This is a genomic window from Pandoraea terrigena, assembly GCF_902459705.1.
Lineage (GTDB): Bacteria > Pseudomonadota > Gammaproteobacteria > Burkholderiales > Burkholderiaceae > Pandoraea > Pandoraea terrigena.
The window spans coordinates 39,471-54,486 of record NZ_CABPRU010000004.1 but is presented as its reverse complement, the minus strand read 5'-3'; the positions used below and the strand labels follow the sequence as shown (position 1 = coordinate 54,486).

Sequence of the window (15,016 nt, the reverse complement as noted above, 5' to 3'; positions counted from 1 at the left end):
TGCCATGCGTGTGTCTGACATCCTGAAAGTAAAGGGCAACACCCTTTTCACCGTGACCCCTGAGACGTTGCTGGCCGATGCCGTCGACACGATGGCGGAGCACGACATCGGCTCGCTCGTGGTCATGGAGTTTGGCGATCTCGTGGGCATGCTCACGTTCCGCGAAATCATCAATACGATCAGCGAGAATGGCGGTACGGTCGGCAGTTCCACGATTCGCAAGGTCATGGACGACCATCCGCTCACATGCACGCCGGAGACGGATGTCGACGAAGTCCGGCGCATGATGCTCGAGCGCCACGCCCGCTACTTGCCGGTCATGGACAATCGCACGCTCATGGGCGTGATTTCCTTCTACGATGTGGCGCGTGCCGTCGTCGAGGAGCAATCCTTTGAAAATCGCATGCTCAAGGCCTACATTCGCGACTGGCCGGCCGAGGAAGCGGAAAACAACAAGTGAGTGAGGCCAGCCAGCGCGGGGCACGCGGCGAGGGCCATCAATCACGACTGTTGAAAGAGCGGCGCTTCGCGCCGTTCTTCTGGACGCAGTTTCTGGGCGCGATGAACGACAACGTGTTCAAGATCGCGTTCACGTCGCTTGTCACCTATCACGCATCGCTTTTTCAGGACGTCGACGGCAAGACGGCGGCGTTCCTCATCTCGGCCATCTTCATCGCGCCGTTCCTGTTGTTTTCCGCGACCAGCGGCCAGATTGCCGACAAGTGGGACAAGGCGCGCCTGATCCGCTTCGTCAAGACGCTGGAGATTGCGATCATGGCCGTCGGTGCGGCGGGTTTCCTCTGGGCGAGTGCACCGCTGCTGTTTGTGTGCACGTTCCTGATGGGGCTGCACTCCACGCTTTTCGGGCCGGTGAAATACGCCTATCTCCCCCAGCACCTGGCCAATCACGAACTCGTGGGGGGGAACGGCCTGGTCGAAATGGGTACGTTCGTGGCCATCCTGATCGGCACGATTGTCGGGGGCGAGTTGGCGGGCGCCGGGGCGGGTTCACTGCCGTGGATCGGCGGCGTTTGCCTGGGGTTGGCCGTGCTGGGCCGGCTGGTGTCGACTTGGGTGCCGCAAACGCCCGCGGCGCAGCCAGATCTGCGTATCAATTGGAATCCGCTGACCGAGACGTGGAGAAATCTGCGCATCGCGCGCACGGACCGCGCTGTCTTCCAGAGCCTGCTCGGCATCTCCTGGCTTTGGTTCCTCGGGGCCACCTTTCTCGCATCGTTTTTCAATTTCGCGCATGACGTGCTCGGCGCCGGACCGGGCGTCGTCACGCTGCTGTTGGCCATGTTCTCCCTGGGCATCGGGGCGGGCTCGCTGCTGTGCGAGCGGCTGTCGGGCGGCAAGGTGGAAATCGGACTGGTGCCGTTCGGCTCGATCGGCATGACCGTGTTCGCGGTCGATCTCTATTTCGCGAGTCGGGGCGGTGCTCACGGCGTTGCCTTGCAAAGCGTGGCTCAGTTCGTCTCGCAGCCGGCCCATTGGCGTGTGCTGGCGGACTTGTTCCTGCTCGCGATGTTCGGCGGTTTCTACAGCGTGCCCCTGTATGCACTGATCCAGAGCCGTAGTGCGCCATCGCATCGCGCGCGCATCATTGCAGCGAACAATATTCTCAACGCGTTGTTCATGATCGTGTCGGCGCTCATGGCGATGGCGCTCACGAAAGCCGGGCTTACCATCGACCAGTTGTATCTCGTCACCGGTATTCTCAATGCGCTGGTGGCGGTCTATCTGTATTTGCGCCTGCCGGAGTTCCTGATTCGCTTCGTGATGTGGATGCTGTTGCATACCCTTTACCGCATCGAAGTCAAAGGGGCCGGCCAGATTCCGGACGACGGGCCATGCTTGTTGGTCTGCAATCACGTTAGCTTCGCCGATGCGGTGGTCATCGGCGCGTCGATCCGGCGTCCGGTTCGCTTTGTGATGGACTACCGGATTTTCCGCATCCCGGTGCTGTCGTGGTTCTTCCGTACGGTCGGCGCCATTCCGATTGCCCCGGCATATGAAGATGCGGCTGCCCTCGACCGAGCGTACCGGCGAATCGCGGACGCGCTGGAAGCGGGTGAGGTCGTTTGCCTCTTTCCGGAGGGCAAGCTCACGGCAACCGGCGAGCTGCAGGTCTTCCGTCAAGGCGTACAACGCATCATCGAGCGCACGCCGGTGCCGGTGGTGCCGATGGCGCTGCGTGGGCTGTGGGGGAGTTTCTTCTCCCGGCATGGCGGCTCGGCCATGACACGACCATTCAAGCGCGGCATCTTGAATCGGCTCGAGCTTGTCGTCGGTGCGCCGGTGGCGCCTGCCCAGGCCACGCCTGAATCCCTGCGTGAAAAGGTACTCAAGCTGCGCGGGCCCTGGCCCGTGTGAGAAACGCCTCCCCCTGAATCGCGACCTTGGCTCGGAATGCTCCGAAGCCGCGCCCGAAAGGCCCTCAAAATGCCGCCATTCGCTCGTTTCACGCCTCAGTCTGCCGCACCTGGCGGCGCGGCGTGACGGGATCGCTGGCATAATAGGGCCTTCCCGTCCTACCCGAACCCGACCCCGTATGTCTGGCAATACGCTTGGAACCCTGTTTACCGTTACCACTTTCGGCGAATCGCACGGCCCGGCCATTGGCTGCGTGATCGATGGCTGTCCGCCGGGAATGACGCTCACGGAAGCCGACATCCAGGGGGAGCTGGATCGTCGCCGTCCTGGTACGTCGCGTCACGTCACGCAGCGCAACGAGCCGGATACGGTCGAGATTCTCTCCGGCGTGTTCGACGGCGTGACGACGGGGACCCCGATCGCGCTGCTGATCCGCAACACCGATCAACGCAGCAAGGACTACGGCAACATCGTCCAGACGTTTCGCCCCGGACATGCCGACTACACCTATCTGCAAAAGTACGGCGTGCGCGATTACCGCGGCGGCGGCCGCTCGTCGGCACGTCTCACGGCGCCGGTGGTTGCCGCCGGGGCAGTGGCCAAGAAGTGGCTGGCCGAGAAATACGGCGTGCAGGTGCACGGCTGCATGACGCAACTCGGTGACATCGAGATTGCGCAGACGGATTGGTCGCAGGTGTCGCAGAATCCGTTCTTCGCCGCCAACGCGGAAGTCGTCCCGCAACTGGAAGCGTATATGGACGCGCTCCGCAAGGCGGGAGATTCCGTCGGTGCCAAGCTTCGCGTCGTCGCGACGGGCGTTCCGGTCGGTCTCGGCGAGCCGCTGTTCGACCGTCTGGATGCCGATATCGCGCACGCGATGATGGGCCTGAATGCCGTCAAGGGCGTGGAAATCGGTGCGGGTTTCCGCAGCGTTACGCAGAAGGGATCGGAGCACGGCGACGAATTGACCCCGGAGGGCTTTGTCGGGAACAACGCCGGTGGCATTCTGGGGGGCATTTCGACGGGGCAGGATATTGACGTGTCGATCGCGATCAAGCCCACGTCGAGCATTCGTACGCCGCGTCGCTCCATCGATGTGGCGGGGCAGGCGTCGACGGTGGAGACCTTCGGGCGTCACGACCCGTGCGTTGGAATTCGCGCGACGCCGATTGCCGAAGCGCTGCTCGCGCTCGTGCTGATCGATCATGCGTTGCGTCACCGCGCGCAGTGTGGCGATGTGCACGTAAGCACACCGATCATCGCGGCACACGCACCGGAATGACGATGCCGGACTGACGTGGTGCAAGGTGCCGCCCGGGCGTCGTCAGCCGCAGCGCGTGCGATTCGCCAGACAGATTGTCTGGCGTTTTTGCGTCTGGCGCCCAGCATCGCGTGATTGGGCGTTCGCCTTTGGCGGCGTAGCGTGTGCCGTCCGGCCTCTTGCGCCACCCGATGAGCAACGGACGATTTGGGCATCGTGTCTCCTTGCCATTGACATGCGTTCGAGATCGACAGGACGCGTCGCCGGCAGGCGGGTGGCGACACAACGCAACGTCGTGACCCGCAAACAAAAACCGCCGGACGAACCGGCGGCGATGCAGCATTACATATTCGGGTAGTTCGGCCCGCCACCCCCTTCCGGCGTGACCCACACGATGTTCTGCGTCGGGTCCTTGATATCGCACGTCTTGCAGTGCACACAGTTCTGCGCGTTGATTTGCAGCCGCTCGGAGTCGTCGTCGTTCTTCACGAATTCGTACACGCCTGCCGGGCAATAACGTTGTTCAGGCCCTGCGTACTCGGCCAGATTGATGCCGATCGGCACGCTGGGATCCTTGAGCGTGAGGTGCGCTGGCTGGTTCTCTTCGTGGTTGGTGTTCGAGATGAACACCGACGACAGGCGGTCGAACGTGAGCTTGCCATCCGGCTTGGGGTAGACGATCGGCTGGCATTGCGCGGCCGGCAGCAGGCACTCGTGATCGGCCTTCTCGCGGTGAATCGTCCACGGCATCTTGCCACCGAGCAGCTTTTGCTCGATGCCGGTCATGATCGTGGCGATGGTCAGGCCCTTCTTGAACCATTGCTTGAAGTTGCGTGCCTTGTTCAACTCCTCGTGCAGCCATGATTGTTCGAATGCCGCCGGATAGGCGCTGAGTTCGTCACGCTGACGCCCGGCAACCAGCGCGTCGAACGCGGCGTCACCGGCCATCATGCCGGTCTTGATGGCGGCGTGGCTGCCCTTGATCCGGCTGACGTTGAGGAAGCCCGCTTCGCACCCGACCAGTGCACCGCCCTTGAAGACGAGCTTGGGCAGGGCCAGCAGACCTCCCGCCGTGATGGCGCGTGCGCCATAGGAGATGCGTTTGCCGCCTTCCAGGAAGTGACGAATCGATGGGTGCGTCTTGTAGCGCTGGAATTCCTCGAACGGCGACAGATACGGATTGCCGTAATCAAGGCCGACGATGAAGCCGACAGCCACCTGGTGATTGGGCAGGTGATAGAGGAACGAGCCGCCGTAGGTTTGTGCGTTGAGTGGCCAGCCGGCGGTGTGGATGACGAGGCCTTCCTTGTGCTTGGCCGGGTCGATTTCCCACAGTTCCTTGATGCCCAGGCCGTAGGCCTGCGGATCGCGTCCCTCGTCGAGATTGAATTTGCGCATCAGTTGCCGGCCCAGGCTGCCACGTGCGCCTTCCGAGAAGATCGTGTATTTGGCATGCAGCTCCATGCCAAGTTGGAAGTTCTCGGTCGGTTCGCCGTCCTTGCCGACCCCCATGTTGCCGGTGGCCACGCCCATGACCGCGCCGCTCTCGTCATACAGGATCTCGGCGGCGGGGAAACCCGGGAAGATTTCCACGCCCAGGGCTTCGGCCTGCTGGCCGAGCCAGCGCACGACGTTACCCAGGCTGATGACGTAATTGCCATGATTCTGGAAGCAGGCGGGCAGCAGCCACGACGGCGTGGGGGTCGCGCCGTTCTCACTCAGGAACAGGAAGCGATCTTCGGTGACCGGGGTGTCGAGCGGCGCGCCGAGGGCTTTCCAGTCGGGGATAAGTTCGGTCAGCGCTTGCGGATCCATGACTGCGCCGGAGAGGATGTGGGCCCCGATTTCCGAGCCTTTCTCCAGCACGCACACGGAAATGTCCTTTCCCGCCTCCTGCGCGCGTTGCTTCAAACGGATAGCCGTGGACAGGCCGGCCGGACCGCCGCCGACAACGACGACGTCATACTCCATCGACTCCCTGGGGCCGTACTGCTCAAGCAGCTTGGGATCCATTGATGCTCCTGTGATAAACGTTAGAATTCGTGGGTGCGGCCATTTTCCGGGAATGGGAGGCGCCTCGCAACCGCATATTAATGGCACGATCGTTCAGTTTGGTAGGTGGTCAACTCTAGCGGCAGGCCATGCGGCGTCGCCGTTTTTCAATTGGTGTCGAGGCTCGAGGGAGACGATGATGGGGCGTTCGCTGAATCTGGAAGGGAAAGTGGCAATGGTGACGGGGGCCTCCAGCGGACTTGGCATGCAGTTTGCCAAGGTCCTTGCCCAGGCTGGGGCGAAGGTTGTGCTTGCCAGCCGACGCGTTGAACGGCTCAAGGAATTGCGCGCGGAGATCGAGTCGCAAGGCGGTGCGGCACACGTCGTTCCCCTCGATGTGACGGACTACGACAGCATTCGTGCCGGCGTGGCCCATGCCGAGACCGAGGCGGGGGCCATCGACATTCTGATCAACAACTCCGGGGTGTCGACGCAGCAGCGGTTGGTTGATGTCACGCCGCAGGACTACGACTACGTTCTGAACACCAACACGCGCGGTACTTTTTTCGTGGCGCAGGAAGTCGCCAAGCGCATGATCCGGCGTGCAAAGGGCGACCCGCAGCGCCAGCATCGGATCATCAACGTGGCGTCGGTGGCCGGGCAGCGCGCAATTTCCTTGCTCGGCGTCTACTGCGTGAGCAAGGCGGCGGTCATCCACATGACCCGCGCGATGGCGCTGGAATGGGGGCGTTACAACATCAACGTCAATGCGTTGTGTCCGGGCTATATCGACACCGAGATCAACCACGAACATTGGCAGACCGATGCCGGTCGCAAGCTCATTGAGATGCTGCCTCGCCAACGCGTCGGCGAACCGAGCGATCTGGACGGGCTGATTTTGCTTCTCGCGTCAGACGATTCCAGGTTCATCAACGGGTCGATCATGACGATCGACGATGGCCTGGCGATTGCCTAAGCGGTGGTGGGCCTTGTGCAGCGGGCGATTCGGCCCATTGCGCAGGCGCGCTGCGATGCGGCAATCGGGGATTGTCCGAGGCAGTCAGCGCCGTGGCGACGAGCGCATAATTCACGGATGCGAACGGGATCGTGAAGGACGTCGCGTTGACGTCGGATCCCGAATCATCTTGAGGACAACATGCCGAATCAAGGCTGGCGGGCGCTCGTCGGAGTCGCGCTTGCCCTTGCCGCAATCGCGCTGCCGGTGGCCGCGCGCCCCTACAAGGCTGAATACGCGCTGTCGATCGTGCCCGATGCGGGCACCCCTTGGGGCAAAGGCACGCAACTCTGGGCGGACATGGTGCGCGAGCGAACGCGCGGACGCATCAACATTCGATTGCACACAGGGGCCTCGCTCGTGGGCGGCGATCAAACACGCGAATTCACTGCATTGCGCCAGGGCGTGATCGACATGGCGGTCGGCTCGACGATCAACTGGTCGTCCGCGATTCCCGAATTCAACGTTTTCTCCCTGCCGTTCCTGCTGCGTGACGGTCGCTCTCTCGACGCCCTTACGCAGGGCGACGTGGGGCGCGAACTGTTTCGCCGCGTGGAAGAGCAGGGCGTCGTGCCGCTGGCGTGGGGGGAGAACGGTTTCCGTCAACTGAGCAATTCGCGCCGGCCGATCCGTGCGCCTGAGGATATGCGCGGTCTGCGTTTCCGTGTTGTCGGGTCATTGCTGTTCAACGATATCTTCACGGCATTGGGCGCCGTGCCGGCCCAGATGACGTGGAACGATGCAATGCGTGCGCTGCGCGCACGAAAGATCGATGGCCAGGAGAATCCGATCACGGTCTTCAACAATGTGCGGCTCGATACGTTGGGACAGCGATTCATCACGGTGTGGGATTACGTGGCCGATCCCATCGTGTTCTCGGTCAATCGGCAGGTCTGGGATAGCTGGACACCGCAGGATCGCGACATCGTTCGTGACGCGGCGGTCGAGGCGGCGCGCTTCGAAGTGACACTCGCGCGCGAAGACGTGCTGAGCGGCGCGAATGCAGCCTGGGGCGACCTGGAGGCGCGCGGCGTGAAGGTGACGCGACTCACGCCGGAACAACGCCAGCGCTTTGTCGATGCGACGCGTCCCGTCTATGCGAAATGGAAGGTGCTGGTCGGGCGCGATCTCGTCGACAAGGCCGAGGCCGCCGTCAATGACGAAGGGATGACCGCCAAGCCGCGCGACGCCAGCGTTCGCAGGTAACGCGCCTGCTCGCGTCGGACGTGTCCGAGCCGCGGCTCCACGCGATTCCTAAAAGGCGGCAGATCCCGGCCAATCGGCATGGCTTGCCGCGCGCGGATCCCTGCGAAGCGCTACACTTTCTCCCCATGGCGCGCTGTCATTAGACGGCAGGGCGTCGCTTTTCAATATGGGGAATTTGCAGTGTCGTCAGAATACAAAGAAGTGTTTCGGATGAGTATGCCCATTCGCTGGGGCGATATGGATGCCTTCGGGCATGTGAATAACACCGTCTACTTCCGCTACATGGAGCAGGTGCGTATTTCGTGGCTGGAGTCGCTGAATATCGCGTCGGAAGAAAGCTCGACGGGCGAGGGGCCTGTGATCATCAACGCGAACATGACGTTCTTGCGTCAGTTGCGCTATCCGGGCGATATCGATTGCCGCATGTCGGTGGGCACACTGGGTCGAAGCAGTGTCGATACCCGCTTCGAGTTGCGCCGCGCCGATATGCCGGATGTGCTCGTTGCCGAGGGCGGCGCGAAGATCGTTTGGGTCAACTACAAGGCTGAAAAATCGGTGCCGCTGCCGGAAGCGGTGCGTGCATTGATGGCTTGAGGCGGGCGTCCGGGGCATTGGAAGGGGGCGCTGTCTGCCCCCCTCGTGTCGCTCAGTTGCCGAGCAGCCGTTGAACGAGTTCAGTGGCGGTGCCGGCGCCGTACTTCTGCATCAAACGGGCACGGTAGATGTCGACAGTCCGCGGGCTGATGTCGAGAAACTTGCCGATCTGCTTGCTCGTCTTTCCCTGCACGAGTTGTGCCGCAATTTCGCGCTCGCGAGCGGTCAGCGCGACGGCAACCCGACGGGTGGCCGACATGTCCTCGAAGGTCCAGAGACCGGCGGCATGGGGGTCGTTCACGTCGAGCGATCGACCTGTCACATGACACCAGAACAACTCGCCACTGGCACGGCGCATGATGCGCTCATCGGAATAGACGCCCTGCGCGCTCATGATCGGTGGAATGCGCTCACCAATGCGCTCGAACTCCTTCGGCGACGGATACAGCACCTGGAACGACTGGCCAATCAGGGCCTCCGGTTCGTAGCCGAAGATCTTGCCGAGCTGGCGATTGCAGTCCTCGATGATGCGCTGGCGCGAAATGACCAGGCCGACGGGTGCGATGTGAAAAGCTGTCTGGTAGTCGAACGTCGGCATGGGGGAGCAGCGCAGATCCTGTCGAAGCGCGCGCCGGTGGGTCGCGTGCTACGGCCCGGCGCGCAGGAAGATATGTAATTTCACGTATTGTGCCCGATTTGCACACCACCGTAAGCTCTATGATTGCATGAGGGGCGTGGCCACGGCGATTCGCGGGGCGGCGCAAGCCTCGCAACGCGCAAGCGCGCGGCATAATTTCAATTCTCAACCGAGGGAAAGGGACAAACGATGAACAAGGTATACGCCAGCGCCAAGGAGGCGCTCGCCGATGTTGTCGCAGACGGGCAAACGCTCGCCGTCGGCGGCTTCGGCCTGTGTGGCATTCCTGAGGCCCTGATCGCCGCGCTGCGCGACTCCGGCGTCAAGGGGCTCACCTGTATCAGCAACAACGCCGGTGTGGACGGCTTCGGCCTGGGGCTGCTGCTCGAGACGCGTCAGATCAAGAAGATGATTTCGTCGTACGTGGGCGAAAACAAGGAGTTCGAGCGCCAGTATCTGGCCGGTGAGCTCGAACTCGAATTCACGCCGCAGGGCACGCTGGCCGAAAAGCTGCGCGCCGGTGGTGCTGGCATTCCGGCGTTCTTCACGAAGACGGGGGTCGGTACCGTGGTCGCTGAAGGCAAGGAGACCCGTGAATTCGACGGCGACACGTACGTCATGGAGCGCTCGTTGCGCGCCGACGTCGCGCTCGTGAAGGCGGCCAAAGCCGATCGCGCCGGCAACCTCGTGTTCAATCGCACCGCCCGCAACTTCAATCCGGTGGCGGCCATGGCCGGCAAGGTGACGATCGTCGAAGTCGAGGAACTGGTCGAGACCGGTTCGATCGACCCGGACGACGTGCACCTGCCCGGCATCTTCGTTCAGCGCATCGTGCTGAACGCCCATCCGGAAAAACGCATTGAACAACGCACGGTACGTGCCAAGTAAGCGCCGAGATCAAGGAGATAACCATGGCATGGAATCGTGATGAAATGGCTGCGCGCGCGGCGCGAGAGCTGGAAGACGGCTTTTACGTGAACCTCGGCATCGGGTTGCCCACGCTGGTGGCAAACCATGTCCCCGAAGGCATGGAAGTCTGGCTGCAATCGGAGAACGGCCTGCTCGGCATCGGCCCGTTCCCGACGGAAGATGAAGTCGATGCGGACATGATCAACGCCGGCAAGCAGACGGTGACGACGCTGCCCGGGTCGTCGATTTTCTCGTCGGCGGATTCGTTCGCGATGATCCGCGGCGGCCACATCAATCTGGCGATCCTCGGGGCGATGCAAGTCAGCGAGAAGGGCGACCTCGCGAACTGGATGATCCCGGGCAAGATGATCAAGGGCATGGGCGGTGCGATGGATCTCGTCGCCGGCGTCGGGCGCGTGGTGGTGCTCATGGAGCACGTTGCCAAGGGCGATGCGCACAAGATACTGAAGGCCTGCGATCTACCGCTTACTGGTGTTGGCGTGGTCAACCGCATCATTACCGACCTCGGTGTGATCGATGTGACGCCGGACGGGCTGAAGGTGGTCGAACTCGCGCCGGGCGTGACGAAGGAAGAAATTTCGCAGAAGACCGGGGCGCCGCTCGACGTGAGCGCTGTCTGACGCGTGGGCGACGTGTCGGTCGTCTCCGGTCGCTTGCGCGCCGGGGATGTCTGACACGCAGTATTGCTGAGGGTTGCCGTGGACGTTGAACCCGGTGACCGGTGGAAGGCGAAACGGGCGGGGATTTCCCCGCCCGTTTTGTTTTGGTGCTGCCAGCGATACGGACGCCGGTCTTTTCGCGTCCCGTCGGCGCGGCTCGCGCAATGACTGGGCGGCCCAGCCGCCGTCCATGTTCCAGGCGACGCCGCGCACCTGACTGGCGGCATGGGAGCAATGTCGATCCGCGTGGCCGAAAATGGCGGTTTGATGCGGCGCATGCGTCGCCTCATTCTAGCGTACGGTTCGCGACAAGCGCGGTAGAATTCGGATCTGGAAACCGATCCGATGAGTCTGTCATGCCGAGCTACGCGCCGCGTTTGTCGAACGTTCAGTGTCTGAGTCCGTCCGGGTTGCATCGTATGGCGTACACGGAGTGGGGCGATCCGGAGAATCCGCGCGTGCTGTTGTGCGTGCACGGGCTCACGCGCTGCGGGCGCGATTTTGACGCGCTGGCGAAGGCGCTCGTGAACGACTACCGTGTTGTGTGTCCCGACGTGGTCGGGCGGGGGCAGTCGTCGTGGCTGCGCAATCCGGCAGGGTATGTGGTGCCGCAATATGTCTCCGATATGGTGACGTTGATTGCGCGGTTGGGCGTGGCGACGGTGGACTGGTTCGGCACGTCGATGGGCGGATTGATCGGCATGGGGCTCGCGGGTTTGCCGGATACACCGATTCGGAGTTTGCTGCTCAACGATGTCGGGCCGCATATCGACGCTGCGGCGCTCGCGCGCATCGGTCAATATGTCGGCACGCCGAAGCGTTTTGCATCGATCGACGAGGGCGCCGCTTACCTCTGGTCGATCTCGTCGTCTTTTGGCCCGCATACCCCTGAGGAATGGCGCGCATTGTGCGAACCGCTGCTCAAGGCCGACGGCGATGGATATGTGTTGCGTTACGACCCTTCCCTCGGGGCGGCGTTTGCCGCGATCTCGCCCGAGGCCGTGACGGCCGGTGAGGCCATGCTATGGGCGTCGCTTGCGGCCTTTTCCGGGCGCATACTGGTAGTGCGCGGCGAGCAGTCGGATCTGCTCTCGCGCGCGACGCTTGAACAAATGCTGGCGCACGCCCAACACGCGCGCGCCGTCGAAATACCCGGCGTGGGACACGCACCGACGTTTGTGCATGCGGATCAGATCGAGATCGCACGACGATTTTTTGCAGGATGTGCCGACTGATACTCGCCCCGGTGGCCGGGTACGTCGACAGGTCCGACGTTCGAAGAACACGAGGAGTCTTATATCATGGCAGTACAACGTTTCTATGTCGAAAAGCGCTGGTCGGACATGGCCGTGCACAACGGCACGGTTTATCTGGCAGGCCAGACGCCGGATGACCGTACGCAGGACATCGCCGGCCAGACGCGTCAGGTGCTCGCGCACATCGACCGTCTGCTCGCCGAGGCGAACAGCGACAAGTCGCTGATTCTTTCCTGTCAGATCTACATTTCGGACATGAAGTATTTCGGTGAAATGAATCAGGTGTGGGACGAGTGGGTACCGGCCGGTAATGCGCCTCCGCGTGCCACCGTGCAGGCGTTGCTCGCCGACCCTGCCATGCTTGTTGAAATCGTGGTCGTGGCGGCTCAGCGCGAGCGCTGAGTGCACGGCCCGCATCATCAGGGGCGCGTGTCGCCCCGTGTTCCGACATGACCCAACATCAAGCCCCGACATCCGCTGGCACGAATTCGGCAATGGCGCCCGACGCCAGGAATTCGCCCCCCGGCGCGGGGGATACCCCGCTGCCCGCCACGCTCGACGACGCGCTCGCGTTCGCCGAGACGCTGTGCGGCGAGCACCTGCTGTCGTCCGGCGAGCCGATCATGGCGCACGCGCGCGGCATGCTCGCCATTCTCGATACGTTGCGTGTCGACGAGGCAACGCATCAGGCCGCGGCGCTTTTCTCGGCGGTCGAGTACCTGCCGGATCCGCAAACCACGTTGACCCAAACGTTTGGCGCCGAAGTTGCTGCACTCGTGATCGACGTGCGCAGGTTGCAGCGTCTCTCGGGCGCGGGCTCGCGCGCCGCGCAGGCCATGCCGTCCGACGGGCGCGATCGCGACGCCGCGGCGGAGCGCAAGTCGCAGGTCGAAGGGTTGCGCAAGATGCTGCTCGCGTTCGCGCAGGACATCCGTGTGGTGATGATCCGGCTGGCGTCGCGTCTGCAGTCGCTGCGATGGTATGCGGCGCAGAAGAAGGCGCCCCCCGAGGACATGCCGCACGAGGTGCTCGAGATCTATGCGCCGCTCGCGAATCGCCTTGGCATCTGGCAACTGAAGTGGGAGCTCGAAGACCTCGCTTTCCGCTTCCTTGAGCCCGTCACGTACAAACAGATTGCCAAGCTGCTCGAAGAAAAGCGCGTCGAGCGTCAGACGTTCATCGAGGGGGCGATCCAGCGTCTTCAGGAGGAACTGGCGCGCGCCGGCGTCAGGGCCGAAGTGTCCGGGCGGCCGAAGCACATCTACAGCATCTGGAAGAAGATGCGCGGCAAGGCGGTGGATTTCGCCGAGCTGTACGATGTGCGCGCGTTTCGCGTGATCGTCGATGACATCAAGGATTGCTACACGGTGCTGGGCATTGTCCACAACCTGTGGCAGCCGATTCCGAAAGAGTTCGACGATTACATCTCGCGTCCGAAGCCCAATGGCTACAAGTCGCTGCATACGGTCGTGATCGGCGACGACGGGCGGGCCTTCGAGGTACAGATTCGCACGAACGAGATGCATCACTTCGCCGAGTACGGCATCGCGGCCCATTGGCGCTACAAGGAAGCGGGGCAGCGCGGCTACGGTGGAGCGTTTTCGGCGAACGAGGCCTACGACGAGAAGATCGCCTGGCTGCGTCAGTTGCTCGCCTGGAAAGACGACGTGGCCGATACCGTGGGCGCCGAAGGGGCCGCGCAACCGTGGGCGCAGCTCAAGCGCGCGACGATTGACGATCACATCTACGTGCTCACTCCGCAGGCGCGGGTGATCGCGTTGCCGCAAGGTGCGACGCCGGTTGATTTTGCGTATCACCTGCATTCGGAGCTGGGGCACCGTTGCCGTGGCGCGCGTGTCGACGGCGCGATGGTGCCGCTCAATACGTCGCTGCAAAACGGCCAGACGGTCGAAATCGTGACGGTCAAGCAGGGCGGTCCGTCGCGCGACTGGCTCAACGCGCAGTTGGGGTATCTGCAGAGCCACCGGGCACGCCAGAAGGTGCGTCAATGGTTCAATGCCATCGATCTCGAAGAGACGATTGCCCACGGCCGCGCGCTGATCGACAAGACGCTGCAGCGCGAGGGCAAGACGTCGGTCAATCTGGAGGAGCTGGCCGCTCGTCTCGGGTTCCGTACGCCGGACGATCTCTACGCGTCCATCGCCAAGGATGAGTTCAGCCTGCGACATGTCGAGCAGGCGTTGTCGGGCAACCTGCCGGGGCCGGAGCCGCGCGACGAGGACACGCTCGTCGCGAAGAAGAGCCTCGACACCAGCGTCACTCAGGGGGCCAAGAGCGGCGTGCTGGTCGTGGGCGTCGGCGCGTTGCTCACGCAACTGGCCAAATGCTGCCGGCCGGCGCCGCCGGATCCGATCGTGGGGTTTGTCACGCGAGGCAAGGGCGTGTCGATTCATCGCCAGGATTGCACGAGTTTTCAGGCCATGAAGACGCGCGCGCCGGAGCGAGTGATTCAGACCGCATGGTCGGCCGACGTGCTCGAAGGGCGGGGCGTCGCCGCGTATCCTGTGGACATCCAGATCGAGGCGACGGATCGTCAGGGATTGCTGCGCGACATCTCCGAAGTGTTCTCGCGGGAGAAGCTCAACGTCACGGGTGTCAGCACGCAGTCGCGGGGGGCGCAGGCGTTCATGCAGTTCACGGTGGAAGTGCGCGATGGCGGACAGTTGCAGCGAGCGCTGGCACAACTGGGCGGGGTGGCGGGCGTGGTGTCGTCGCGTCGGCGGTAAGCGGTTTTTGCGGCAGGCACAATAATCGCTTGGCGCCCTGCGGAAATGTTGCTAGAATCTCGTTCTCTTGTAGTAGGCTCGTAGCTCAGCTGGTTAGAGCACCACCTTGACATGGTGGGGGTCGTTGGTTCGAGTCCAATCGAGCCTACCAACGAATTTGATGCATGACAGTCCGCGAGACCCCGCAGACACAGGTGCTGGAAAAACACTCATGTTGAAGACCGCCCGAACTTTCACAGTGGTGAAGGTGCGACGTTAAGTCGAGGGTGTTTTTCGTCTGGATGCACGGAATGAAGAGACGGCCTCGACGACAGTCGAGGCCGTTTTTTTTCGTGGTTTTGCC

Annotated in this window: 13 protein-coding genes and 1 tRNA gene; 12 read left to right on the top strand and 2 right to left on the bottom strand. The window is 62.8% G+C overall.

Going from position 1 to position 15,016, the window contains the following annotated elements; all coding sequences use genetic code 11:
- The first annotated feature begins 4 nt into the window (after positions 1 to 4).
- The 3 genes from PTE31013_RS10375 (at position 5) to aroC (ending at position 3,658) form a co-directional block, all read left to right on the top strand.
- Entirely contained in the window at positions 5 to 460 is a 456-nt protein-coding gene (locus PTE31013_RS10375) for a CBS domain-containing protein (RefSeq protein ID WP_150612743.1), read from the top strand.
- Positions 457 to 2,376 carry an MFS transporter gene (locus tag PTE31013_RS10370; RefSeq protein WP_150612742.1) on the top strand — a complete coding sequence of 640 codons (1,920 nt, stop codon included), beginning with the start codon at positions 457 to 459 and terminating at the stop codon, positions 2,374 to 2,376. The genes PTE31013_RS10375 and PTE31013_RS10370 overlap by 4 nt, the downstream gene beginning before the upstream one ends.
- A 178-nt stretch (positions 2,377 to 2,554) precedes the next feature.
- On the top strand, positions 2,555 to 3,658 hold the full coding sequence (gene aroC, locus PTE31013_RS10365) for a chorismate synthase (RefSeq protein ID WP_150612741.1): 1,104 nt from the start codon (positions 2,555 to 2,557) through the stop codon (positions 3,656 to 3,658).
- A gap of 321 nt (positions 3,659 to 3,979) precedes the next feature.
- On the opposite strand, the gene PTE31013_RS10360 is transcribed toward aroC, so the two are convergent.
- Entirely contained in the window at positions 3,980 to 5,650 is a 1,671-nt protein-coding gene (locus PTE31013_RS10360; RefSeq protein WP_150612740.1) for an electron transfer flavoprotein-ubiquinone oxidoreductase, read from the bottom strand.
- A 178-nt stretch (positions 5,651 to 5,828) separates the two neighbouring features.
- Between PTE31013_RS10360 and PTE31013_RS10355 the strand changes: the two genes are divergently transcribed.
- The 3 genes from PTE31013_RS10355 (at position 5,829) to PTE31013_RS10345 (ending at position 8,444) form a co-directional block, all read left to right on the top strand.
- A complete protein-coding gene (locus PTE31013_RS10355; protein WP_150612739.1) occupies positions 5,829 to 6,605 on the top strand; it encodes an SDR family oxidoreductase in 777 nt (258 codons plus the stop codon).
- Between the two features lie 180 nt (positions 6,606 to 6,785).
- On the top strand, positions 6,786 to 7,850 hold the full coding sequence (gene dctP / locus PTE31013_RS10350) for a TRAP transporter substrate-binding protein DctP (protein WP_150612738.1): 1,065 nt from the start codon (positions 6,786 to 6,788) through the stop codon (positions 7,848 to 7,850).
- Between the two features lie 180 nt (positions 7,851 to 8,030).
- The gene (locus PTE31013_RS10345) at positions 8,031 to 8,444 is read left to right on the top strand and encodes an acyl-CoA thioesterase (protein WP_281351809.1); all 414 of its coding nucleotides are present in this window, start codon (positions 8,031 to 8,033) and stop codon (positions 8,442 to 8,444) included.
- A gap of 52 nt (positions 8,445 to 8,496) precedes the next feature.
- Here the strand turns inward: PTE31013_RS10345 and PTE31013_RS10340 are convergent, their stop codons facing one another.
- On the bottom strand, positions 8,497 to 9,042 hold the full coding sequence (locus PTE31013_RS10340) for a PAS and helix-turn-helix domain-containing protein (RefSeq protein ID WP_150612736.1): 546 nt from the start codon (positions 9,040 to 9,042) through the stop codon (positions 8,497 to 8,499).
- Between the two features lie 228 nt (positions 9,043 to 9,270).
- Between PTE31013_RS10340 and PTE31013_RS10335 the strand changes: the two genes are divergently transcribed.
- The 6 genes from PTE31013_RS10335 to PTE31013_RS10310 all read left to right on the top strand — a co-directional run bounded on the left by PTE31013_RS10335 (position 9,271) and on the right by PTE31013_RS10310 (position 14,824).
- Positions 9,271 to 9,969 carry a CoA transferase subunit A gene (locus PTE31013_RS10335; protein WP_150612735.1) on the top strand — a complete coding sequence of 233 codons (699 nt, stop codon included), beginning with the start codon at positions 9,271 to 9,273 and terminating at the stop codon, positions 9,967 to 9,969.
- A 23-nt stretch (positions 9,970 to 9,992) separates the two neighbouring features.
- Positions 9,993 to 10,631 carry a CoA transferase subunit B gene (locus PTE31013_RS10330; RefSeq protein ID WP_150612734.1) on the top strand — a complete coding sequence of 213 codons (639 nt, stop codon included), beginning with the start codon at positions 9,993 to 9,995 and terminating at the stop codon, positions 10,629 to 10,631.
- A gap of 395 nt (positions 10,632 to 11,026) precedes the next feature.
- Complete coding sequence (locus tag PTE31013_RS10325) at positions 11,027 to 11,905, top strand: alpha/beta fold hydrolase (RefSeq protein WP_150612733.1); 879 nt, start codon at positions 11,027 to 11,029, stop codon at positions 11,903 to 11,905.
- Positions 11,906 to 11,971: 66 nt separating this feature from the next.
- Entirely contained in the window at positions 11,972 to 12,328 is a 357-nt protein-coding gene (locus tag PTE31013_RS10320; RefSeq protein WP_150612732.1) for a RidA family protein, read from the top strand.
- A 92-nt stretch (positions 12,329 to 12,420) separates the two neighbouring features.
- Positions 12,421 to 14,673, top strand: coding sequence for a RelA/SpoT family protein (locus PTE31013_RS10315; protein ID WP_150613024.1), 2,253 nt, complete (start codon positions 12,421 to 12,423; stop codon positions 14,671 to 14,673).
- Between the two features lie 74 nt (positions 14,674 to 14,747).
- A tRNA-Val gene (locus tag PTE31013_RS10310) sits at positions 14,748 to 14,824 on the top strand.
- Positions 14,825 to 15,016: the final 192 nt, after the last annotated feature.

Excerpts from the sequence above, each read along its gene's own strand:
- PTE31013_RS10375 (WP_150612743.1), top strand. The coding sequence starts at position 5 with ATGCGTGTGTCTGACATCCTGAAAGTAAAGGGCAACACCCTTTTCACC.
- aroC (WP_150612741.1), top strand. The coding sequence starts at position 2,555 with ATGTCTGGCAATACGCTTGGAACCCTGTTTACCGTTACCACTTTCGGC.
- PTE31013_RS10360 (WP_150612740.1), bottom strand. The coding sequence starts at position 5,650 with ATGGATCCCAAGCTGCTTGAGCAGTACGGCCCCAGGGAGTCGATGGAG.
- PTE31013_RS10355 (WP_150612739.1), top strand. The coding sequence starts at position 5,829 with ATGGGGCGTTCGCTGAATCTGGAAGGGAAAGTGGCAATGGTGACGGGG.
- dctP (WP_150612738.1), top strand. The coding sequence starts at position 6,786 with ATGCCGAATCAAGGCTGGCGGGCGCTCGTCGGAGTCGCGCTTGCCCTT.
- PTE31013_RS10340 (WP_150612736.1), bottom strand. The coding sequence starts at position 9,042 with ATGCCGACGTTCGACTACCAGACAGCTTTTCACATCGCACCCGTCGGC.
- PTE31013_RS10335 (WP_150612735.1), top strand. The coding sequence starts at position 9,271 with ATGAACAAGGTATACGCCAGCGCCAAGGAGGCGCTCGCCGATGTTGTC.
- PTE31013_RS10330 (WP_150612734.1), top strand. The coding sequence starts at position 9,993 with ATGGCATGGAATCGTGATGAAATGGCTGCGCGCGCGGCGCGAGAGCTG.
- PTE31013_RS10325 (WP_150612733.1), top strand. The coding sequence starts at position 11,027 with ATGCCGAGCTACGCGCCGCGTTTGTCGAACGTTCAGTGTCTGAGTCCG.
- PTE31013_RS10320 (WP_150612732.1), top strand. The coding sequence starts at position 11,972 with ATGGCAGTACAACGTTTCTATGTCGAAAAGCGCTGGTCGGACATGGCC.
- PTE31013_RS10315 (WP_150613024.1), top strand. The coding sequence starts at position 12,421 with ATGGCGCCCGACGCCAGGAATTCGCCCCCCGGCGCGGGGGATACCCCG.